At 37.0% G+C, this 22,243-nt stretch carries 21 protein-coding genes; 19 read left to right on the forward strand and 2 right to left on the reverse strand.

Annotated features, from left to right (window positions below):
* Positions 1-299 precede the first annotated feature (299 nt).
* From ACEPXG_RS03495 to ACEPXG_RS03530, 8 genes are all read left to right on the forward strand, one after another.
* A complete protein-coding gene (locus ACEPXG_RS03495; protein ID WP_391207555.1) occupies positions 300-566 on the forward strand; it encodes a YhdT family protein in 267 nt (88 codons plus the stop codon).
* Positions 563-2,008 carry a sodium/pantothenate symporter gene (gene panF / locus ACEPXG_RS03500; protein ID WP_391207557.1) on the forward strand — a complete coding sequence of 482 codons (1,446 nt, stop codon included), beginning with the start codon at positions 563-565 and terminating at the stop codon, positions 2,006-2,008. Before ACEPXG_RS03495 ends, panF begins: the two co-directional genes overlap by 4 nt.
* 15 nt (positions 2,009-2,023) lie before the next feature.
* On the forward strand, positions 2,024-2,938 hold the full coding sequence (locus ACEPXG_RS03505) for a DMT family transporter (protein WP_391207559.1): 915 nt from the start codon (positions 2,024-2,026) through the stop codon (positions 2,936-2,938).
* Between the two features lie 300 nt (positions 2,939-3,238).
* The gene (locus ACEPXG_RS03510; RefSeq protein ID WP_391207561.1) at positions 3,239-4,027 is read left to right on the forward strand and encodes a hypothetical protein; all 789 of its coding nucleotides are present in this window, start codon (positions 3,239-3,241) and stop codon (positions 4,025-4,027) included.
* 86 nt (positions 4,028-4,113) lie between these two features.
* Positions 4,114-4,887, forward strand: coding sequence for an RNA polymerase sigma-I factor (sigI, locus tag ACEPXG_RS03515; RefSeq protein ID WP_391207562.1), 774 nt, complete (start codon positions 4,114-4,116; stop codon positions 4,885-4,887).
* Complete coding sequence (locus tag ACEPXG_RS03520; RefSeq protein WP_391207565.1) at positions 4,884-5,969, forward strand: hypothetical protein; 1,086 nt, start codon at positions 4,884-4,886, stop codon at positions 5,967-5,969. The genes sigI and ACEPXG_RS03520 overlap by 4 nt, the downstream gene beginning before the upstream one ends.
* A gap of 289 nt (positions 5,970-6,258) precedes the next feature.
* A complete protein-coding gene (locus tag ACEPXG_RS03525; RefSeq protein ID WP_391207568.1) occupies positions 6,259-6,714 on the forward strand; it encodes an SRPBCC family protein in 456 nt (151 codons plus the stop codon).
* Between the two features lie 15 nt (positions 6,715-6,729).
* Positions 6,730-7,110, forward strand: coding sequence for a DUF1761 domain-containing protein (locus ACEPXG_RS03530; RefSeq protein ID WP_391207570.1), 381 nt, complete (start codon positions 6,730-6,732; stop codon positions 7,108-7,110).
* Between the two features lie 86 nt (positions 7,111-7,196).
* Here ACEPXG_RS03530 and ACEPXG_RS03535 read toward each other — a convergent pair whose 3' ends face one another.
* Positions 7,197-7,751 carry a helix-turn-helix domain-containing protein gene (locus tag ACEPXG_RS03535; protein ID WP_391207572.1) on the reverse strand — a complete coding sequence of 185 codons (555 nt, stop codon included), beginning with the start codon at positions 7,749-7,751 and terminating at the stop codon, positions 7,197-7,199.
* Positions 7,752-8,006: 255 nt separating this feature from the next.
* On the opposite strand from ACEPXG_RS03535, the gene ACEPXG_RS03540 reads away from it, so the two are divergent.
* The 6 genes from ACEPXG_RS03540 (at position 8,007) to ACEPXG_RS03565 (ending at position 13,562) form a co-directional block, all read left to right on the forward strand.
* Positions 8,007-8,831 (forward strand): transporter substrate-binding domain-containing protein, encoded by an 825-nt coding sequence (locus ACEPXG_RS03540; RefSeq protein WP_391207573.1) that lies wholly within the window; start codon positions 8,007-8,009, stop codon positions 8,829-8,831.
* Between the two features lie 30 nt (positions 8,832-8,861).
* Positions 8,862-9,518 (forward strand): amino acid ABC transporter permease, encoded by a 657-nt coding sequence (locus tag ACEPXG_RS03545; RefSeq protein WP_391207574.1) that lies wholly within the window; start codon positions 8,862-8,864, stop codon positions 9,516-9,518.
* A gap of 21 nt (positions 9,519-9,539) precedes the next feature.
* Entirely contained in the window at positions 9,540-10,268 is a 729-nt protein-coding gene (locus ACEPXG_RS03550) for an amino acid ABC transporter ATP-binding protein (RefSeq protein ID WP_391207576.1), read from the forward strand.
* 683 nt (positions 10,269-10,951) lie between these two features.
* Complete coding sequence (locus ACEPXG_RS03555) at positions 10,952-11,905, forward strand: Rpn family recombination-promoting nuclease/putative transposase (RefSeq protein WP_391207578.1); 954 nt, start codon at positions 10,952-10,954, stop codon at positions 11,903-11,905.
* 12 nt (positions 11,906-11,917) lie between these two features.
* Positions 11,918-12,226 carry a hypothetical protein gene (locus ACEPXG_RS03560; protein WP_391207580.1) on the forward strand — a complete coding sequence of 103 codons (309 nt, stop codon included), beginning with the start codon at positions 11,918-11,920 and terminating at the stop codon, positions 12,224-12,226.
* A 523-nt stretch (positions 12,227-12,749) separates the two neighbouring features.
* Positions 12,750-13,562 carry a nuclease-related domain-containing protein gene (locus ACEPXG_RS03565; RefSeq protein ID WP_391209761.1) on the forward strand — a complete coding sequence of 271 codons (813 nt, stop codon included), beginning with the start codon at positions 12,750-12,752 and terminating at the stop codon, positions 13,560-13,562.
* Positions 13,563-13,577: 15 nt separating this feature from the next.
* On the opposite strand, the gene ACEPXG_RS03570 is transcribed toward ACEPXG_RS03565, so the two are convergent.
* Positions 13,578-13,883 carry a hypothetical protein gene (locus ACEPXG_RS03570; protein WP_391207582.1) on the reverse strand — a complete coding sequence of 102 codons (306 nt, stop codon included), beginning with the start codon at positions 13,881-13,883 and terminating at the stop codon, positions 13,578-13,580.
* Between the two features lie 125 nt (positions 13,884-14,008).
* Here ACEPXG_RS03570 and ACEPXG_RS03575 point away from each other — a divergent pair, with 125 nt between their 5' ends.
* From ACEPXG_RS03575 to ACEPXG_RS03595, 5 genes are all read left to right on the forward strand, one after another.
* Complete coding sequence (locus ACEPXG_RS03575) at positions 14,009-14,305, forward strand: hypothetical protein (protein WP_391207583.1); 297 nt, start codon at positions 14,009-14,011, stop codon at positions 14,303-14,305.
* A gap of 175 nt (positions 14,306-14,480) precedes the next feature.
* The gene (locus ACEPXG_RS03580; protein WP_391207585.1) at positions 14,481-15,167 is read left to right on the forward strand and encodes a hypothetical protein; all 687 of its coding nucleotides are present in this window, start codon (positions 14,481-14,483) and stop codon (positions 15,165-15,167) included.
* A gap of 1,040 nt (positions 15,168-16,207) precedes the next feature.
* Positions 16,208-18,226: a hypothetical protein gene (locus ACEPXG_RS03585; protein WP_391207587.1), complete on the forward strand. Its 2,019-nt coding sequence runs from the start codon at positions 16,208-16,210 to the stop codon at positions 18,224-18,226.
* A 346-nt stretch (positions 18,227-18,572) separates the two neighbouring features.
* Complete coding sequence (locus ACEPXG_RS03590; RefSeq protein WP_391207588.1) at positions 18,573-19,412, forward strand: SLAP domain-containing protein; 840 nt, start codon at positions 18,573-18,575, stop codon at positions 19,410-19,412.
* 306 nt (positions 19,413-19,718) lie between these two features.
* Complete coding sequence (locus tag ACEPXG_RS03595) at positions 19,719-21,968, forward strand: hypothetical protein (protein WP_391207590.1); 2,250 nt, start codon at positions 19,719-19,721, stop codon at positions 21,966-21,968.
* Positions 21,969-22,243 lie beyond the last annotated feature (275 nt).

Consider the following 22,243-nt stretch of genomic DNA (forward strand, 5'->3'; position numbering starts at 1 on the left):
AGATATGGGCAGATAGCCAAAATTTATGGTCAGATACCTTGAGATAACGGGCAGATAGCGCCTACTTAGGGGCACCCCGAAAGTTAAGGGGCATATAGGACCAAGGTATGGGTATATAGCCAAAAATTATTGGCATATAACTCGTGTTTATGGCCAAATAGCGACTATTTAGGAGCACAGCAATTTGAAGGTACAGATAATTTTAAGTAGAAGATAAAAGCATAATCCACGAAACTTCTCTTAACATACTAATTTAACTTCGTTATACTAAAGTGAAGCATTATAACCGGTAGGAGGGGTTGGAGTTGGATCCTCGATTTAAAATTGCTCATCGAGAGGCGCTTATTGGTGTTGGACTTGCTATTGTTCATTTTCTTTGGTGGTTTGGTTTTGCTTATGGGCTTGGCTCGAGACCAGTAGAGGAGTATACGTATATTCTTGGTTTCCCAGATTGGTTTTTCTATAGCTGTATCGTTGGATTTATTCTCGTGTCTGTGACAGTTATTATATTAGCAAAATATGTTTTAAAAGATGTTTCGTTTGAGGAAGAGGGGGACGGACAGTGAATATTGAAGTTATTATTCCTCTCATTATTTTTCTTGCAATTATTTTTTTCATCGGGTATTGGTCTAGTAAAAAGCTTGAATCATCGACAGGTGGATTTTTACAAGAGTACTTCTTAGGTGGGCGAGAGCTAGATGGTTTCGTTCTTGCGATGACGATGGTTGCGACTTATGGTAGTGCATCCAGCTTTCTGGGAGGACCGGGAACTGCTTACACGATGGGCTTTGGATGGGTTTTACTTGCAATGACTCAAGTCGTGACAGGTTATTTTGTGTTGCTTATTTTAGGGAAAAAATTCGCAATTTTAGCTCGCAAATACAATGCCATTACGTTAATTGATTTCCTAAAAATGCGATACAATAGTACTGTGGTTGTGTTGCTTGCAGCTGCAAGTATGATCATCTTTTTATTTTCCGCGATGACGGCACAATGGGTTGGTGGCGGCCGTTTAATCGAGTCTTTGACTGGTATGAAGTACACAACCGCTTTATTTATTTTTGCAGTATCCGTTCTTGTATATGTAGTAATTGGTGGCTTTCGCGCGGTTGCGGTGACAGACGCTGTGCAAGGCGGAGTTATGGTCGTTGGTACACTCATCCTTTTAATCGCGGTTATTATCGCGGGTGGCGGCGTGCCGAATATTATGCAGGACTTACTTGCAGAAAATCCAAACCTTGTAACGCCATACGGCAATGAAGGAAATTTATCCGCTGCGTATGTGTCATCCTTTTGGATACTTGTTGGAGTAGGAGTTGTTGGGCTTCCACAAATGGCAGTGCGCGCAATGTCCTATAAAAATACTCGATCGATGCACCGTGCACTAGTGATCGGAACGATTGTTACTGGTTTTATCATGTTAAACATGCATTTAATCGGAATTTTCGCTCGTCCGATTTTACCTGGCATTAAAGTAGCAGATACAGTCATTCCACTTGTTGCACTCAAAGTTCTTCCTGCTTGGCTAGCGGGAATTGTGTTGGCAGCGCCACTTGCGGCAATCATGTCGACCGTTGATTCATTGCTCATTTTAGTGAGTTCTTCTATTGTAAAGGATGTTTACATAAATTATTTAAATCCTAATGCGAGCGAGAAAAAGGTCAAAAATCTGAGTTTTGGCGTGACAACGCTTTTGGGGTCGGTTGTGTTTTTATTGGCATTAAATCCTCCTGACTTGCTTATTTTCTTGAATCTTTTTGCGTTCGGTGGCCTTGAAGCAGCTTTTATTTGGCCGGTTGTTCTAGGTCTTTACTGGTCTTATGGCAATAAATACGGAGCGATTGCATCGATGCTAACAGGAATTATTTCTTACATTGCGCTACATTTTTATAATCAAGCAAATGGCAATCTATTCGGTGTACACACGGTTGTCGTCCCGGTAATTCTATCGTTATTGGCATATGTAGTTTGTAGTTTATTCATCAAAAAAACAAAATATATCTTTTAATAAGGAGGTCCTCAGATGAAACAATGGAAAATTTACATAATGCTCGTCTTCGTCATGTTCGCCTGGGGAGCAAACCTACCGATACTCAAATATTTAGTAACCATAGTTCCCCCTGTCACATTAACGGCGTTTCGCGTGCTCACTGCAGGATTGGTAGTCTTAGTTATTTTATGGCAAATGAAACTCCTTCGATTGCCTACGAAGAAAGAATGGAAATATATAGTATTAGGAGCACTGACGAATGTAGTGCTTCATCACTATTTTCTAAATATGGGACTTTCCATCACAAGCGGAACTCATGCAGGACTAATCTTAGGAACTGGTCCTATGCTAACGGCAATTTCAGCGGCTATTATTTTGAAATATTTCCCGTCGCGATATCAATGGCTTGGACTTGTATTAGGTCTTGCCGGAGTAAGTGTGTCCATATTAGTTGGCGGCGAATCAAACGGAGCGAATATTGGAGACTTCTTCGTATTCCTAGCAATATTCGCGCAAGTGCTAAGCTATATGGTCGTAAGTAAAGCAGCGAAAACACTCGACCCAAGACTACTAACTGCATATATGATGCTAGTCGGTGCAGTAGTTTTGATCGTCATCAGCTTCGTGCAAGAGCCAGGAGGAGTAACTGCATTTACACAAACAACCCCATTTTTCTGGTGGTTATTCTTAGCATCCGCTATCATTTCTACAGCTATCGGGCATCTGATGTATAACTACGCTGTAGGCAAAGCAGGTCCAACAAAATCGGCTATCTTCATGAACCTAAACCCGGTATTTTCGCTCATTCTCTCCGCCATCTTTCTTGGAGAAATTCTGAACTTCCGTCATTTCATCGGACTTACCTTCATAATAGCCGGAGTCCTACTCGGATCCGGAGCAGCCGAAGACCTATGGAAAAAATACAAACAAAAAAGAGCGACTCTCTAAAGGTCGCTCTTTTTTCAAATAAAAATAAAGCGTAACCCAAGTAGAAAGTTAAATAAACCCAAAATGCACCCATAAATTGGCTGAACACGACAAACCACGCAGTAAACACGACAAACAACTCATCGAACGCGACAAACCACGTCCTGAAAGCGACCATTCCCCTAGCCAACGCGACAAACTAAAACGTAATAAAAAACTTTTTTAAAAAAATTCACCCCGACCCCCATAAAACAGACCCATCAAAACGAATAATATAGTGTCCGGGAAAAAGAAGGACAAAATCTAATTCGAGGTGATTTGATGAAATGGAAAAAAACAGGAGCAGCATTGCTTGTGACTACTTTAACGGTAACAAGTGCGGGGTATGCATTCGCAAACAATCAGTTATTTGATACGGTCGATTTGAGCAAATTAAATCAACAACCTGCAAAAACTACTGTAGTTACAACAGTTTCAGAGAAGCCAGTTACTCCTTCAACAACTAATGAAGTGAAGACGACCAATCAAACAAACAATCTACAAGAAAATGGGCTGCCTGTAATTCCAGCGGATTACCCATACGACAATTTAAATGGCTTATACAATGCATATGAAAATGCACAAAATTCTAAAGCAAAAGAAAAAATTAAGCTAAAAATCCAATATCTAATTGCAAAGTACGAAGCGGCAAAAGAATACAAGAATGATGACGCCAAAGAACAAGCAAAAGAACAAGAAGAATTAAAAAAAGAAGCACTTAAAGAACAAGAAGAATTAAAAAAAGAGGCACTTAAAGAACAAGAAGAACAGAAAAAAGAAGCACTTAAAGAACAAGAAGAACTAAAAAAAGAAGCTCTTAAGAAGCAGCAAGAAGCAATTAAAAAACAACAAGAAGAGAAAAAAGAAGCCATCAAAAAACAGCAAGAAGTAAAAAAAGAAGCACATAAAGAACAAAAAGAAAAAGAGAAAGAATTAAGAAGAGCACAACAAGAACTGAATAAAAAATTCAAAGAAAAAGAAAAAGAATTACACAAAGCTGAAAAGCACAAGAACAAACATAACCAAAAGAACAAGCACGAAAATGATGACGAAGATAATGACGAAGATTAATCATGTTAAAATATAACCGCTTTTCATTCTTCACTCAGCCAGGTAGAATAATAGGCTAAGGAAAAAATGAGAACGGGAGGGTATGTATGCTTTTGTCCATTATTCAAGGAATATTCAAAACAAAAACAAAACAAAAACAAAAACAAAAACAAAAACAAATATCGAGCGAACTTGCTCAAAAAGCAAAAGCTGGTAACCAGGAGGTTTTAAATGACCTCCTTTTTGCCTATACCCCGTTTATGAAAAAAACAGCTTCCTTTGTATGTAAACGAACCATTGATGAGCATGACGAGGAGTATAGTGTCGCAATGAATGGATTTCACGAAGCAATAATGAATTTTAATCCAAACGAGCCAGCTTCCTTGCAAACCTATGCCCATCTAATAATAAAAAGACGCATCATTGACTATATTCGAAAAGAAGCAGCGCGAAATGAGAAAGTCACATTTATACATACGTCAAGAGAAGATGCTTCAACTGAACATCAACTACTAGACGAGCAAGCAATTCATACTTATTCCATAGAACAACAGGCAGAAGCTAGAAAAGATGAGTTAATCCACTACACCCAATTGCTGAGTAAATTTGGATTATCTTTTGAAGAGTTAACGCAAGCAGCACCGAAACATGCGGATGCAAGAAGAACGGCATTTCAAACTGCGCAAATCATTGCAGAAACAGAAGAATTCTATGACTTTTTAATTAAACACAAACGTTTACCACTAAAAGAAATCGAAGCAATAGTTGAGGTATCTCGCAAAACACTTGAACGGCAAAGGAAATATATCATTGCGGTTGTTTTATTATTAAAAAGTGATTTCGTTTATATAAAAGAATATGTCAAAGGAGAAATCGTATGATGCGCGTATATAAAGGCCTTGTTTGCGAAAAGAAAAATAAATATAGCGTTTTCATTACGAAAGAGGGCGAATTTCTCCGAGGAATTCCTTTAGGAACGAATCCAGAAATAGGAGAAGAAGCGCACTTTCACTTATTTGAGGCGACCACTCAAAGGAGAAAGTGGTTGAAACCTTCCATATTAGGACCAGTTCTTGTAGCAGCAATGCTTCTCATATTTATCGTCGTTTCATTCATTCCAAATCCAGATATAGCATTGGCCTACGTTCAAGTGGATGGAAAAAATGCAGTAGAATTAGGAGTCAATAAAAACGGGCAAGTAGTGACAATACGTTCATTAAATGACACTCCTATAGATTTAGTTGATTGGGAAGGACATCCAATTGACCTCGTATTAGCAAAAGCAGTAAAACAAATAAGTCCATTAAACGAAGAAATAGCGATAACAACCGTATATGAAAATAAAAAACAATCATCTGAGATGAGAAAAAAGATTGAAATGGCACTAGAAGAAGTTCGAAATAGCCACTCGGAGAATGTTTGGACAATTAATGAAAGTACCGCGGAAGAACGAGAAAAAGCTAACAAACAAAACACCTCCATTCAAAAGCTCAAACATAAAGAACATCAAATAAATACCGAAAGAAAAAAACCTGACACCTATATAAAAGATTCTAATAAAAATAATCCAAAAGACGCTAACAGAGATAAATACATTAACAAAGATAAATACACACCATCCAAAGAAAACAACGAACATAGAAAAGAAGCTAATGAAAAAATAAAAGAACAACAATCAAAGGAACAAGCAAAAATAAAAGAAGAATTAGAAAAACAAAAAGCGAGGCAAACAAAAGAGCTAGAAAATCAACAAGAAAATCTAAACAAAGCAAAAGAAAAAGCAACAAAAGAAAAGGAAAAAGAGAGAGAAAAAGAAAGAGATAAAGCAGAAAAAGAACAAAAGAACGAACAAAAGAACGAACAAAAGAAAGAAGAAAAAGAGAAAGAAAAAAAAGAGAAAGAAAAAGAAAAAGAGAAAGAAGAAAAACATCACCGTCAGGACGACCAAGGTGAAGATGACTAAATAAAATAACACCAACTACCAAAGAGCAACTTTCAAAAGTTCGCTCTTTTTTCTATAAATTAAAGCTACATTACAAAATTATTACTGGTGCCAGGCACCCGTAATATTTCATCCAAAAAAAGGCTGTACAAGTCCAGTTTCCCCTCGAACAAGACAAACTACCCATCAAATCAGACCAACTACTTAACAACCTCAAAAAATCTCATTGCATTCACTCCAAATTATGGTACACTTTAGAAAAATTTAACACTTAATCGCATTCCAACAATTAATGAAATGGGGTAAGCACTTGTTAACTTGGCACAAAGAAATCATCATTCCAACACCGATTGACCAAGTATGGAATCTCTTTGAATTGGATCAAATTCAAAGAATCATGCCAAACGTCGTCGAGCATAAACCGGTAGAAATAAAAGAGGAAGTTATCGGTTCAACATACGAGCAAACCTATCGAGAAGGCAAAAGAACCGAAACGTATATCGTGACGGATATCGAATATGAAAATACCGAACAAAAGAAACATAAAAAAGTTGAGTTCACATTAGCGAAGGCATTTAAAATTCAAACAGCATTTACCCTCATCAAATTAGATGATCAATCCACAAAATTTATATACACTGGCCAGAATGAAGGATTAAATCTGATGGGAAAAACGTTCATCAAATTAGGTTCAAAGAAAAGGAACGATAAAGTAGTAGACGAGTTTGTCGAATTGGTTCGTTCAGAAGCACTCAAAGATTCATAATTTAGGAGGATTTACATGACGATCGACTGGAGTAACTTAAATTACGTAGCTATAATTATAGGTGGATTCTTATACATGATCTACGGCACAATCTATTATTCGATTTTATTATCAAATAAAAAAGGGCAACAAACGAAAGGCCCGATAAAATACATTTATTCGGTCATCATTGCATTCGTCAGTTCTTTCTTTGTAGCAATCCTCATTAACGCAACGGGGGCAGACACACTCCTTCAAGGTGCACTTATTGGATTCATCATCGGAATTATTATTAAAATGGTCTATGTAAAAAATGCATTGTTTGGTCTCATCTCTATGAAATCAACACTAATCGCGATTTGCGATCACGTCATCATCTTTACATTACTCAGCGCACTACACGGCTGGCTAGTTTAACAAATCAAAAGCCCTTTGAGTCTATCAAAGGGCTGTTTTTATGCAAATAAATTACTACCAAAATCCAAGAGCCACCCCACAAACCCCTAAAAACTATGCGTCATCGCCCAAATCGCAACAGCATCCACCTTGCCAGTATTCATAAACCGGTGCGGCAGCGAGCTATCAAAGTAAATACTATCGCCTTCATAAATCATATGCGTCTCACCTTCGACCTCAATACGTATGCTACCACGCAGCATAATCCCGCACTCCTCACCCGAATGATACATAAACGGTGTATCTAATTCCTCACCGGGCTCGACGACCATCTTGAAAAAGCTCATCTGCTTCCCAGTGCTCGGCGATAACAACTGATAACTCACATTAGGCCGGACACGTTTAATCAGTTTTTCCTCACCAGACCGGCAAATCGTCACAGCATTTGATTCTTCCGTTTCAAAAAAGGAAAACACAGGAACCTTCAGACTATGACTTAACTTCCAAAGTGTTTCCAAAGAAGGGGACACTTGGCCACGCTCTATTTGAGAAATCATACTTTGACTGACTCCGGTAAGTTTGGCAAGCTCATCTGACGTTAAGCCCTGCAACCTACGTAAATATCTGATTCGCTTGCCAACTTCTTCTTTAGGAAAATCCATGCAAACACCCCTTTGAATAAAAATGCAATTAGCGGAATAATTAAACATATAACAATTACTTACTAAGTAATAATATAATCATATTTAATCAATGTCTACCAATTAATTCTATATTTAATTTAATAGAGTCAATAATAAAAATATTATGTACAATTATTTTTTATGTAGACACATGAATAATAATAACTTATACTTTTAATAATTCAGTAGTTTCATAAAGGGGACTAAGGAAAAACAAAATGGGGGTAAATGTACATGAAAATGAAAAAATGGTTAGCAGCACTATTAATGATTACCGTTTTGATGGTTGCAGGATGTAGCAATGATTCTGGGGGCGTATCAACAGAAAACTCGACATTACAAAAAGTATTAAAAAATAAAAAATTAGTTATTGGGATGTCTTCAGGGTATTTCCCATTTGATATGAAAGATCCTAAAGGTGACTTTGTAGGATATGACGTAGACTTTGCAAATGCACTAGGAAAAGCACTTGGGGTAAAAGTAGAATACAAACAATTTACATTTGATGGTTTAATTCCTGCACTTCAAACTGGGGAAATTGATATGATTTTCGCTGGTATGACCATTCGTGGGGACCGCGCACTTGCAGTAAGTTTTGCAAACCCTTACTTTAAAACTGGTCAAGCAGTTATGTTACCAGCATCTGATAAAAAAACAAAAGTATGGCAAGATCTTGATGTAAAAGGGAACAAAATTGCGGTAGGTATCGGAACAACCGGTGCATTACTTGCAAAAGATGTATTCAAAAACGCAGAAATTCTTGATTTTGAAGATTTCCCTGCAGCAGCAGCAGCTATGTCGTTAGGTAAAGCAAATGCAGTAGTATATGACGAGCCTGCGATCGCAGTTTGGAACCTTAAAAATGCTGGCCAAGTTCAAGCGTTAGAAGGATTAATTTCTTCAGAAAACCTTGGTATTGCTATTAAGAAAAATGATTTCGAAACAGTACAATGGGTTAACTCTTTCTTAAACAGCTATATCGAAAGCCCGTCTGAATTAGCTTCTCGTCACAAATGGTTTGAAACTTCCGACTGGTTAAGTGAAGTAGTAGAAGAATAGACACTCTGACAACTTAGAGGGGGATTAGATATGAATTATGACTGGAGTGTAATCCCGCGTAATATGGACGTCTTTATCTATGGTGCGCTTAAAACACTGGAAATTTCGGCGTTAGCAATTCTCATTGCGATTCCAATAGGTATTATCTTTGGATTGGGACGTATCTCGAAAAATAAAATTTTTAGATTAATATCTTCTGCTTATGTAGAAATTATTCGTGGCGTGCCACTGCTTGTATTACTTCTTTGGATATACTTTGTACTTGGACAATATTTCAGTCTCGGCTCCTTTTGGGGAGCTATAGTCGGGCTTGCGATATTTGCTGGTGCATTTATTGCTGAAATCGTACGTACTGGAATTCAAGCGGTACCAAGAGGGCAAATGGAAGCTGCACGCTCACTTGGAATGTCACATACAAAAGCGATGACACATATTATTTTGCCGCAAGCATTTAGACGGGTATTACCGCCGCTTGCATCCCAATTTATTATGCTTATCAAAGATTCATCGCTTGTATCCGTGATTGCGGCAACCGACTTAACGTTAAACGCAAAAAACCTAGTGGCAACATCGTTCCGTTCAATCGAAGTATGGACATTCGTTGCATTAATCTATTTCATCATGACATTCAGCTTATCGCTAATCATTCGATACTTCGAAAAACGATTACTGAAAAGCGAAGCATAAGGTTAAGGAGGGTGTATCTATATGATATCAATCAAAAATGTCAATAAAAGCTTCGGCGATCACCATGTCCTAACCGACGTCTCGCTGAAAATACCAAAATCGAATGTCGTTGCATTAATTGGACCGAGTGGAGCAGGGAAATCCACGCTCATTCGGACAATAAATGCACTAGAACCAATCGATAACGGAGAAATCATCGTCGATGGCATCTCCATTCACAATAAAAAAACGGACATCAACGTAGCCCGCACAAATATCGGCTTCGTATTCCAAAGTTTCAACCTATTTCCATTTTTAACTGCTTTAGAAAACGTAACAATGGCGCCAATGAAAGTAAAAGGATTAAGCAAAGAGGCGGCAGAAAAAAGAGGGAAAGAACTACTGGCATCCCTTGGTTTAGCTGACAAATTCGATGCCTACCCTAGCAGACTTTCCGGTGGCCAACAACAACGTGTTGCTATAGCAAGAGCACTAGCAATGGATCCAACCGTCATGCTATTTGACGAACCAACATCCGCACTCGACCCAGAAATGGTAACCGAAGTGCTCGATGCCATCCGCAAACTAGCAAAAGACGGCATGACTATGGTCGTCGTAACACATGAAATGGGCTTCGCCAAAGAAATATGCGACGAAATCGTATTCATGGCAGAAGGAAAAATAGTCGAACGCGCAGCGCCATCCAAATTCTTCACCAACCCAGACACACAACGCGCCCAAGACTTCCTATCCAAAGTCCTAAACCACTAGAGAAATCTAGTGGTTTTTACTTTTTCAATCAAACACCACTTATCACTTGTCGACCACCACAAAACACTTGTCGAGTACCACATAACACTTTTCGAGTACCACATACCCAAGTCGACCACCACATAACCACTATCTAGCACCACATAACCTAGAGCGAGTACCGCATAACCACTATCGAGTACCACATATCCCATGGCGAGTACCACATACCCAAGTCGACCACCACATAACCACTATCTAGCCCACATACCCCGTGCTGAGTAGAAGTGTTACTGGTGCCAGGCACCAGTAACACAAATGTAACACTACGAGTCTTACATAAAAACTAATCCTATAAACATTTTTTAGACTTGGTCTTGGTAAATGAATTTAATAAAAACATTCTTCTCATCTCTTTCGGGACACGAGTGAACTTCCCTTTTTATCAAAAATCAAAAATTAAATTTTGAATCCATAAAGGGGCTTAAACTTTCATTTTGAAGCCTTTTCTGTGTTAGAAATGAAATAGTTGCGTTTGTAGTACATTTATGACAATTTACTTCCAATTAATACTGTTGTATGGTGAGACGAAGAGGTATAATACAACTAATAACTATGAGGTGAATACCATAAACCAAAAAGCTTTAAATAAATTTCCATTATCTAAACTGATGGACTTAAAAGTAGATTTTGCTTTCTAGCAGATGTTTGGAAGTGAAAAAAACAAAAAAATAACAATTGTCTTTCTGAATGCCATTTTGCGAAGTACTGGTAGGAGTACAATTAAAGAAGTGGAATTTGCAAATCAAGAAGTTGGTGGCGAATATAAAGATGACAAACAATCAAGACTAGATATTGTCGTAAAAACACAAAGTAACGAACTGATAAACATCGAAGTGCAGCTATCTGATGAGCATGACATGATCAAGCGTACATTGTATTATTGGTCAAGGCTCTATAATTCACAATTAGAGAAGGGGAAAGGCTATAATACCCTGGCACCAACAATTACCATAAATATTTGTAATTTTACACTATTCGAAAAAAGTGAGTATTATCACAGTACTTTCCACTTATATGAAGATTCAACAATGCAGCGTATAGATGCGATGGATGATGTGTTAGAAGTTCATTTCATTGAAATGAATAAGTTCCTAAATATGTGGCACCGAAATGAACTGAATGCATTAGACGATATTCTCGTTAGATGGTTACTGCTACTCGGCATGGTGGATGTACGCAAAACGAAAGTGTATAACCAAATTTATAAAGAGTTGGAGGAGTTAGCGATGAAAGATGAAAACTTGTTAAAAGCATTTTCTGCTTGGGAAGAATTAAGTCGATCCAAAGAAAACATTCAAGCTTACGAATCACGCTTGAAGTATATCTTGGATGAAGAAGGAAAGTTAGACGACGTGAAGTACAAGGCGGAGAAAAAAGGTAGGAAAGAAGGTAGGGAAGAAGGAAAACAAGAGGGATTAGAGCAAGGCCTAGAACAAGGTCTAGAAAAAGGTCTAGAACAAGGAAAACAAGAGCGAGATGAAGAATTTGTTCGAAATTTATTAAAGATGAATTTTGAAATGGATGTAATTCATAAGGCAACAGGATTATCCGTTGATCAAATTGAGAGAATAAAAGAAAAATTAGATTCCGAATAGGGGGAATAAACGTTGCGTGAAGAAAAGATACAGCAAGCTCTGGGAATTTGGGAGGAGCTACACCAATCTCCGAATAATATTCTAGCCTTCGAATCACGCTTGAAGTATATCTTGGATGAAGAAGGAAAATTAGACGACGTGAAGTACAAGGCGGAGAAAAAAGGTCTAGAAAAAGGTCTAGAACAAGGAAAACAAGAGCGAGAGGAAGAATTTGTTCAAAACTTATTAAAGATGAATTTTGAGATGGATGTAATTCAAAAGGCAACAGGATTATCCGTTGATCAAATTGAGAAAATAATAGAAAAATTAGAAAATCCATAGCACAAGTCGAAGAAAAGTTGCCGTGATTGATTTATTCGCTAATAGAAAAAAGTAACCCCCTCCGCTCTGCAAAAGTGTAGGGTAGTTACTTTTTAGAAACACTCGTACAACTGGTCAACCGCACTTCAAGCGGTATGTTAGTTGTATTGACTGGACGTTCCAACACATTCAGTCTTTTTTAGTATACGTCAAGTTAACACACTAATACGAAAAATACACGTGAATCAAAATACGAAAATAAAACAAACCATCCGGGCAACACACATACCCAAGCCAAGCACCACATACCCCAACCGAACCTCAACCCACTATTGCCTTCCAACCAACTCTCTAATACCCCTATCCATACCAACAGAAAGGAGCAATTACCATAGAAATCATCAGGCCAGTACCCCACAACCATCACGCGCTAACCCGACTTATAGCACGCCTACCAAAACAGCATGACAAATATCCCAATATCCTAGAGAAACTAGACAAAACAAACGCAGGCTACTACGGAGAATTACGTACCGATCGATTCATCGAAGAAGTCCGATTTCCACAACAAGTAAACATCATCCCAGACCTGCACTTCCGCCTGCACGACAAAAGACACATTCAGATCGACACCCTAATCCTAACCAAATCCTATATCCTAATAACGGAAATAAAAAACATAACAGGCACACTTCGATTTAAAGAATTCCCAAACAAACTAGTGCGAATCGTAGACCAGGAAGAAGAGCCTTTCGATTGTCCTCTAATCCAACTAGATCGAAACTACGACGGCGTCAGCAAAATTCTGACAAAAGTAAACCTGAATCTTCCCATTCATCAAGCACTCGTGTTTCCATCCCAAAACACGCTAATTGAAAATGCTCCTCGAAATAGAAACATCTTTTTCGTCAAACAATTCCCGTTATTCATCCAAAAACTAAACAAACTACCACCAGTCCTAACCGAAAAGCAATTCACCCTATTAACAAATAAACTATCAAACATAAATAATAACTTTACACAAAAACCACTATGCGAGCGCCTGAAAATAAATCCCGAGCACTTAAAAAAGGGAGTCCTATGCAAACATTGTGACGCAACACTATTAAGAAAATCCCTTCGAACCTGGATATGTAGCGCATGCAAAACGATAGATACCAACCCAATACCAAGAAATATACATGATCTATTTTTACTAATAAAATCAATCATAACTGTAAAAGACTGCATGCACTACCTTCAAATAAACTCAAGATACACAATCTACAACAGCCTACAAAAAATGCAATTAGAAAAAAACGGCCACAAAAAATCAAGCCAATACACCAAAGCAACAAAATCATCCACTTTAAAATAAAAAAAGGAAGCCAATTCACACTTTGGTTTCCCATTCATATCCAAAAATCTTTCCAACGCCAAACAAATCCTCGCGACCGCCACATACCCCATGGCGAGTACCACAAACCCAAGCACGAGTACCACATACCCCATCGCGAGTACCACATACCCAAGCACGAGTACCACATACCCCATCGCGAGTACCACAAACCCAAGCACGAGTACCACATACCTCATCAAGTACCACATAACCTAATCTGAATACCACATACCCCATCGCGAGTACCACATAACCAAGCCCGAGCGCCACATACCACATCTTAAGCACCACATACTCCATCAACCATTTTCTCTTCTCCACTGAATGCACCGCATCATCATAATATGAAATGAGAAGGATGAGAAACGATAAGAGCATGTATTGTTGTAGGTGGTCCTGCTGATTCCGTTGAGCAGATAATGGAAATGGGTGCTGAATTTAAAGGCATTGAATTTATTGCGTATCCAGACACACATGTCCAAGAAATAGAGAAAATAATTGCCGACAATAAAACCCATGTAGATCAATGGTACTTTTCAGGTCAATTTCCTTATTATTATTATGCATACCAAAACGGGTGGATACGATCCGATGAAGCGGCCTATGCACAGTTGCATGGCTCTGGGTTTCTAGGGGCATTATTAGAAGGGATTTTCTCGAAAGGAGAAATCATCCAAAGAGCGAGTATGGACACCCTTTGCAATAGAGGATATAAAACGTAGTCAATCATTTTACCAACTACATACAATTCACTTTGAAACGTTTCCATATGAAGGATATTTACCTGCTGAAAAGCTAATCGAATTCCATATCGAGCAGTTTGAAAAAAACAACGTCGAAGCAGCTTTTACATGTATTTTATCTGTGTACAATGAAATACGTCGAAGGGGGTACCCGGTGTACCGAGTTATTCCTTCTGACGTTTCGATTCGAAACCTTCCATATACGTACCGCTTGAAAAAGCAAGAATTACATTTACATGAATTATTGTTAAGTGTAGCAGAAGACGTGCAAGGGTCATTACGACCTTTAGGAGATGGACTGTTTTTCATCTATTCCACATATGGAGAAATAGAACATTACGTAAAAGTAGGGAAACTGCAAAAACTAATGCACTTATCCAAAACCCAAACCGGACTAGAAATACGAATGGGAGTTGGGTACGGAGCATCTGTACTGGAAGCAGAAAACCACGTCCTCCAAGCATTTGAACACGCACGCCAAGCAGACTTCCCACAACTAGTTGTTATGAATGAAGATAATGAACTAATTATTCTCGACACCGACGACTCCGCCATGACGTACGAAGCAAACAACTTCGGATCTGATTGGCACGAACTATTTGAAGGAGCAACCATCACGCCAACGATGGTCGTAAAAATACTATCCTTCTCCCAGCACTACAACAAAGTAACCTTCACATCCCAAGACGTTGCCGCATGGATGAAAAGCACAGAACGCAATGGCAGAAGAATCGTCACAGAACTAGAAAGACTCGGACTCATACACGTCATAAAAGAACAACAATCCGGCAACCGAGGCCGCCCCCGCAAAGTATACGAGTTTAAAAACATCCAACAATAAAAGGAAGCCGACTAGGTGGCTTCATTCTTAATAGCTAAACAAACTTGCGCATATGCGGAATGAAACAAGTCGAGCCCCATGTAAACCCAAGCGACTACCACATGCTATAAAAATACTTCTATATAATATAGAAGAAACCAATAGATCATTTAACATGACAAATTAATTCCAACACATACCATTAAGAAATTTAATGGAACTAAATACAATGACTTTACTACTCTTATGAAAGCAAGTTAGTGTGAGGATGCATATTTTGAATCTAAATTTTTGAATGCAAGAGATTAAATAATTTCTACAAATAAAAAAGCAGCCGAAGATGAAATTCGGGCTGCACGTTCCATGAATGACTATATGATTGGACATACTATTGCTTAAGTAGACTAAAAGTGAAGAACAGCCAGAGGATATAAAAAAATACAGCTACGATAGTTGGATAAGCACAACGATCTCGTATTCCAATTAGAACCTCATAGCCCGCTAATTCTATAATCTTAATCCTAGGCTTTAGTAATAACCAAATAAAATAAGAAGAGAAGCATCCGAAATTCAGATGCTTCTCTTCTTGAGCGATAAAACGAAGGAAGTAGAAGGCTGCACATTAATGAATGTACAAACAAGTTTACGGCGTTACACATTTATAAGTAACCTTCTATACTGTACATCATAACACAAAAAACAAAAATTGCACGCATTTATAATAAGAAAAAGTAAAAAAAAAAAAGATAAAATATTTGTTCTATTTAAAAGAGGGAAACAAGAAAAATCTAGTAATCTAAATTTAGTTAGAATTATCCACAAAAAAAAGGTGGCGCAAATGGAATTATTCCTGTAATATGGAATATGTAATAGTGTCCTTGGTGCTTCCACAACATCATCCTCAAAATAAACTGGTAATCTTTAAGGATATTAGTTGATTTTAGCATATGAGTTTTGTATACTCATATATTAGTTAGGGTGACGATATTGGACGCGATCAAGCGACCGGTTTTACACACTAAAAAAATTGCAACACACAAGCGAAGGGAGATCACAAGTTTATGAAGAAAAAAGCTATCAAAATTGCAGCTTCAACTGCAGTAGCAGCTTCAGCATTCGTTGCAGCAGCACCAGCACACCAAGCTGACGCAGCAACAAATGTGAACCAATTAGTAACAGACGCACAAAATGCAGGTACAGTATTAAAATGGGCTATCTCATTAGAAGGATCTGCTGACTTCGTTACTCGTCCGTACGATCAATACAATGCAGCTAAAAAAGCAGTAGCAGCAGCTGAAGCAGCAGCTAAAGGGCTTTCTACATCTGAAAAGTTAAGCGTTGACGCTAAACTTGTAGATGCAAAATTACAAGTGAAACGTGCAGAAGCTTACATCGATGCAATCACTTCAAGTGAAAAAATTAAAGACTTAACATCTAAATTAAATGCAGCAATCGCTACTGGCGATATCGAAAAAGTTGAGCCTGCTTACCACACAGCATCTGCTGAGTACCGTAAACAAGCTAAACTTTTAGACCGCGTATATGGTCAATCAACTCGTGACGAAATTCGTAACGCAGTTAAACCAGCTATCGAAAAAGCAGTTGCTTCAGTTAAAAACGAAGTAACAGTTAACATGCTTGTTAAAGCAGCAGCAGCAGACGTTAAAGCAGGGCTAATTGTTGAAGCTAATGCAAAACTTGCAGAAGCACAAGCAATCCTTGATGCAAACGTTCTTAAATGGGAAACTGCTCTACAAAAATCAGTAACAGACGCAGTAGCTTCAGTTCCTGCACTTCCTGGTAACATTGCTGTTGAAACAGCTGCATTCCACGGTGAAGTTGGTCAAACTTACGCAGTTGTAGCTACATTTAAAGCTAAATCTGGTGGAGCTTATAATGGACCAGTTAAAGTTTCTTTCACAGATGCTACTGGTGCTGATGGTAAAAAAGTTGCAGATGCATATAAAGTTGTAACTGTAAATGGAGCTGCTCCGAACAGTGATAACACTTATTATCCTGATGTAAATGGACAATTAGTATTAACAGTTACAAATAATACTTTAGCTACTGTTCCAGTAGCTGGCGGTCAAGTTAAATTTGTTACTTATCCTGATGGATCTTCATCAGCGGATACTAAAACTTCTGGTACTTTGAATTTCTATAAAAAAGCAGACGATAATACACCACTTTCAAGTGCTACTGGTGTAGTAAAATATGTAGATGCTGCTAATAATTATTTTGTAACTAAAAATCTTGACAAGTTTACTTTAACAGCATCAGGAAATGTATATCAAGATACAAACAATTCTATTATTACATTTGATGCATTTAAAGCAAAAGTAAAAGCAGGAGATACAGTTACTGGTAATTACAGAACTGGAAGTGGGTCAACTCTTAAACTTGCACTTAGTGTTCAAGCAGTTTCAGAATTTTGGGTTGATCAATTTGATCAGTTAGAAACAGATGTTTATCGCATAGAAGGATATTCTGTTAAATTATCTGGGACTGGCGAAGCAGGAAAAGTAGTATCTATTTACAATGAGAAGCTTAAAGGCAATCCAGTTGCACAAGTTCAAGTAGGGTCTAATGGTCTATGGGCTGTGAATGTTGCTGTCCCAACAGCTACTACATTTGTAGCTCGTCAAGCAACTAAGGTAAATGAAATTGCTCCAACTTACGACCAATTAACTTTAGATGAATTAGAAAACGCAATTGATGTTGTTCCTGGTAAATTTACAGCTAAATATCCTGCAATTGAAGTTGCATCTGATAAATCTGTAACTGGTCAAACAGTTTTCTTTACAGCAGATATTCCTGCAGATCAAGACAGCACTGCAGTTATCGCTAAAAATGCATCAATTACTTTACAAGATGGTAGTTTATTGAGTGCTACTTATACTAATGGTGTTGGTGGTACAACAATTACAACAGATGCAAAAGGTTTTGTAGTTACATTTGGTACACCATCTAAACTTTCTGTAGTAGGTAAAAACCTAACTGGCTTATTAAATGTTACTGAAGTAACTGGTGTTACAAATGCTTACGGATTTAAAGTAAGTGTTTCAAAAGAAGCTAAATAATTTATCTTAAGTACTAGGTTTTAATGCAGTACTGACAATATAGTTTGAGAAAACTAGGTTGTAAGGATGAGGAGAGTCTCTCAATCGAGAAATCGATTGAGGGATTTTTCTTTTTATTAAAATAAAATTGATGAGCTCAGTTTCCTACGCAATTCAACAAATCAAGATTTTTAAAATTTTCTTCAACCTCATGCGATTTTACTTGGATTTTTTTCGATTGATAATACCTTAATTCTCGCCAACAAATCACAATAGCAAATTTGATTTGATATACTTACGTATATAGTACTACTTTTGGTATGATGGTATAATAGATATTCAGTATTCGTTTTGAAAGGATGTTCTAATGTTTAAATCAAATAAAGTACCTCAACCAAAGTTATCCAATAGATTGAAAACTACGTTAGAATTTAGCGACTTGTGGAATCTAAACGAACAAGAACGCTACGTTTTTCAAGCTGCTCACAATAAATTAAAAGGTTTAAATCCAAATCAAATTAATATTCATGGAGTAAATCTTCACAAAACAAATGACGGATGTATCATAACAGCAATCATTCGCCAATCTTTGCAAAAGAATTTAGCTTTAGCTGATATTCGGTTAATAGTTCGCGATATAGCCGGAAAAGAAATTGCAAAGAAAGATTTTAATATGGAACACTATGGTGAATTAGCTCCTCTAAGAGCTCGTCCATGGATGTTTGAATTTGAAAACGAATTTTTACTTGTAGCATATGATGATATAACTGACAAAATGGAATTTGAAGTAGTTTTTGAATACAAACAAGAATCTATATCAGATTTTTCCTTACAATTAGATGAAAAGTGGACACAAGAATTAACTAAAGATCAAAAAGAATCATTAGAGAAAACACTGGCTTCTTTAAATCCATTAGCACTTAATGATGTGTCAATTTCCACCATTAGTTTAGCAGAACAAGAAAATGGTGTTACCATTGATGTATTTATACGGAATTCTTTCGATAAGGGAGTCATTCTTAATAGTCTACCTATACAATTGTTTGATGCAGACAAAGATCTAGTTGCTCAACATGAATTTCAATTAAAGGAATTTAACATTAATGCAAAGCATGCTCGTCCAATGAGTTTGTTTATTCCAAAAGAAAAAATTAAAAAAGTAAATCCAGATTGGTCCAACTGGAAAATTGAAATAATAACTAGCTAATAGCACAAATATTGTCTATGTAATTTAACTCTCAATCGGATTTTATTTTCGATTGAGTTTTTTTATCCAATACTGGATGAGGTATTTGATCATTATATTGCTATTCATCTCAATAAAATGAAACTTTTTTTTATCTAAAACGTACCAATAGAGTAAAGGAATAATTCAGAAAAAAGGATTATTGATGTGTAGTGTAGAATACGTAGTAAGAAATAAAAAGTGTAATTTATCCAGAGTTTCGTATATTTTTTGGTGTACATTTAAAAAGTGAAATATGTAAGTATTTTAATAAAAGGGAGCAAAAATATGAATAAGAGTACAGTTAAAATTGGGGCTGCTTTAGCAGTTGCAACATCGGCATTTGTGGCAACTGCACCAGGTCAACAGGCGGATGCAGCACCAAATATTGATAAATTAATGACCGATGCACAAAATGCAAGTAACGTATTGAAGTGGGCGATTTCTATAGAAGGTTCTGCGGATGGAGTTACTCAGCCATGGAATCAATTTAATGCAGCGAAAAATGCTTTAGAAAAGGCGGAAGCAGCACTTAATCAATTGAGTTACTCGGATAGACTGAAATTGGAAGCTCGTTTAACCGAACCGAAGATTCAAATGCAACGTGCGCAAGGATATCTTGATGCAATTACTGCAAGTATAAAAATTAATGAAAAAAAGAATAAACTTTCAGCAGCAGTTAATGCAAATAATATTGATAATGTTGAAACGGCGTATCACGAAATGACGGCAGAATTTCGTAAACAAACGATATTATTAGATCGTGTTTATGGTCAATCAACTCGTGATGCTATTCGAAATGCTGTAAAAGGACCAGCTGAAGACCTCATTAAGTATTTAAAAAACGATGTGACGGTGCATATGCTTTCCAGAGATGCAGCAGCAGATATTAAGGCAGGTAGAAACTTAGATGCAATTAGAAAAGTGGATGAAGCTCAAGCAATTCTCAAAGCAAACGAATTAATCTGGGGAAGTTCTTTGCAAAAAAGAGTGGACGATGTATTGAAAACTTTACCACTTCAAATATCAACGCTTACACGAATAGATAACACAACTGTTTCTGTAAAATTGAACAGAGCGGTTACAACGATTCAAGCTTCTGAATTTACATTAGATAATGGTTTAGCTGTTACATATGCGACTCTAAGTAAAGACGGCTTAACTGTTACTTTAACAACCACTGCCCAAACACCTAGTATGAAATACACATTAAAGTATAAAGGAAGTTCAGCAAGCTTTACCGTTCCAGGTAGCATTGTTCCTATTCAAATAGGAAACATGACTACGCAACATAGAGATACATCAGAAGTGCTTGCTATATCTGCTACTTTCGCTGGTTCTTATGGTTATAATACTGTACGAATCGACGTTCCAACGGGTGTTAAAATATTAACGATAAATGGTATTGAAAACATTATCTCAGGAGCTAAAAGTGTAAATGCTTTGCCAGATAAGAATGGTACAGTCACTATCACATTTACTGCAAATAATGTAAGTACTACTGCGATGGATAAGACGATTTCATTCAACAAAATGGAGAATAATAGAGTAATAGATACGCAAACATCTGGCATTATAAACTTTTATGCACCAGCTAAAGCAGGAACTATATCCAACAAGAAAGTACTATATGTGGATGTGTATAATAACTATTTTGTCACTACGGATGGACTAAAGTATATATTAAAGGGTACTCTCGATTCTTATCGTAATGAAGGAATTGCAGTAAACTATGATACCTTCAAATATGCGTTAAATAAAGAAGATACAATCAATGGAACGTATCAGCCGACATCAAGCTCATCTTTTAACATAGCTGAAAATTATTATTTCATTGGCTTAACACCTGATTACAAGTTTTTACGAAAATCTGGTACTGCTGGCTATCGAATGATCGGAAATAGTATTGAACTTTCAGGTTATGGACAGCCAAATGAAGAACTCTTCTTTTTCAAAAACTCAGGTATCTACCTTGGAAAAGTAAGAATGAACTCTACAACGGGAGAATGGAAGTTTAAGACAAACGTTGATCAAAATGAATTAACTGATTTCTACATTATGCAGCAGCAAGCAGGAAAAACTGTTCCTATTTTTAACACATTGAACGCAACAACACTAAGAGTAGTTGAAGGTCCAATGAATCTTTTATCTGTAAGTGAAGGAACAGGCGAAAATGAAGACATATCAAATAAAGAAGTTACATTCACAGTTGCTCCGATAAAACGAACAAATGGGACTGAAGTGGCTCAAGATCAAGTTGTATTATCTAAAACAGCTTTCATCACTCTACAAGATGCAGACGGAACAAAAGTTCAATATACAAACAATGCAAATGGAACAATTTTCTCTACTGTCACAAACGGTTTTAAAGTGAAATTTGGACCAACTGTAGAGGATAAAATTGCAGGATCCATCTTAGAAAAAGGTGAGGATGGAATATTAACAGGCCCATTAAATGTTATTGCAATTGAAGGGGTAACAAATGCGTATGATATGAACTTGAAATTAACTAATGGCTTTCAAATAAAAGGATATTGATAATCTAGTTTCAATGTTATTGTAAATTGTGAGTCATTCTGATATTTAGTTGGAATTCACGAATAAGTTTTCTTGCTATTAAAACATAAATCTATCCAACCATACTGTAAAAATACAAACAAGCAACCAATTTCTAACTTGGTTGCTTGTTTTATTTTCTAATATTTTCGTACAATCTTTACCAAGGCAACAGAACCACTAGTTTTTGTATAATAACAAAATTCCACGAAGGCGTATCCCAAAAAGAATTTGCATAAATTTCGATTGTTTTTTAC

Source organism: Psychrobacillus sp. L4 (genome assembly GCF_042944905.1).
Lineage (GTDB): Bacteria > Bacillota > Bacilli > Bacillales_A > Planococcaceae > Psychrobacillus.

Bases quoted from the DNA above. Each gene is read 5' to 3' on its own strand.
- ACEPXG_RS03505 (WP_391207559.1), top strand. From the start codon at position 2,024: ATGAAACAATGGAAAATTTACATAATGCTCGTCTTCGTCATGTTCGCC.
- ACEPXG_RS03510 (WP_391207561.1), top strand. From the start codon at position 3,239: ATGAAATGGAAAAAAACAGGAGCAGCATTGCTTGTGACTACTTTAACG.
- sigI (WP_391207562.1), top strand. From the start codon at position 4,114: ATGCTTTTGTCCATTATTCAAGGAATATTCAAAACAAAAACAAAACAA.
- ACEPXG_RS03520 (WP_391207565.1), top strand. From the start codon at position 4,884: ATGATGCGCGTATATAAAGGCCTTGTTTGCGAAAAGAAAAATAAATAT.
- ACEPXG_RS03530 (WP_391207570.1), top strand. From the start codon at position 6,730: ATGACGATCGACTGGAGTAACTTAAATTACGTAGCTATAATTATAGGT.
- ACEPXG_RS03535 (WP_391207572.1), bottom strand. From the start codon at position 7,751: ATGGATTTTCCTAAAGAAGAAGTTGGCAAGCGAATCAGATATTTACGT.
- ACEPXG_RS03540 (WP_391207573.1), top strand. From the start codon at position 8,007: ATGAAAATGAAAAAATGGTTAGCAGCACTATTAATGATTACCGTTTTG.
- ACEPXG_RS03545 (WP_391207574.1), top strand. From the start codon at position 8,862: ATGAATTATGACTGGAGTGTAATCCCGCGTAATATGGACGTCTTTATC.
- ACEPXG_RS03550 (WP_391207576.1), top strand. From the start codon at position 9,540: ATGATATCAATCAAAAATGTCAATAAAAGCTTCGGCGATCACCATGTC.
- ACEPXG_RS03555 (WP_391207578.1), top strand. From the start codon at position 10,952: ATGTTTGGAAGTGAAAAAAACAAAAAAATAACAATTGTCTTTCTGAAT.
- ACEPXG_RS03570 (WP_391207582.1), bottom strand. From the start codon at position 13,883: ATGGAGTATGTGGTGCTTAAGATGTGGTATGTGGCGCTCGGGCTTGGT.
- ACEPXG_RS03575 (WP_391207583.1), top strand. From the start codon at position 14,009: ATGGGTGCTGAATTTAAAGGCATTGAATTTATTGCGTATCCAGACACA.
- ACEPXG_RS03585 (WP_391207587.1), top strand. From the start codon at position 16,208: ATGAAGAAAAAAGCTATCAAAATTGCAGCTTCAACTGCAGTAGCAGCT.
- ACEPXG_RS03590 (WP_391207588.1), top strand. From the start codon at position 18,573: ATGTTTAAATCAAATAAAGTACCTCAACCAAAGTTATCCAATAGATTG.
- ACEPXG_RS03595 (WP_391207590.1), top strand. From the start codon at position 19,719: ATGAATAAGAGTACAGTTAAAATTGGGGCTGCTTTAGCAGTTGCAACA.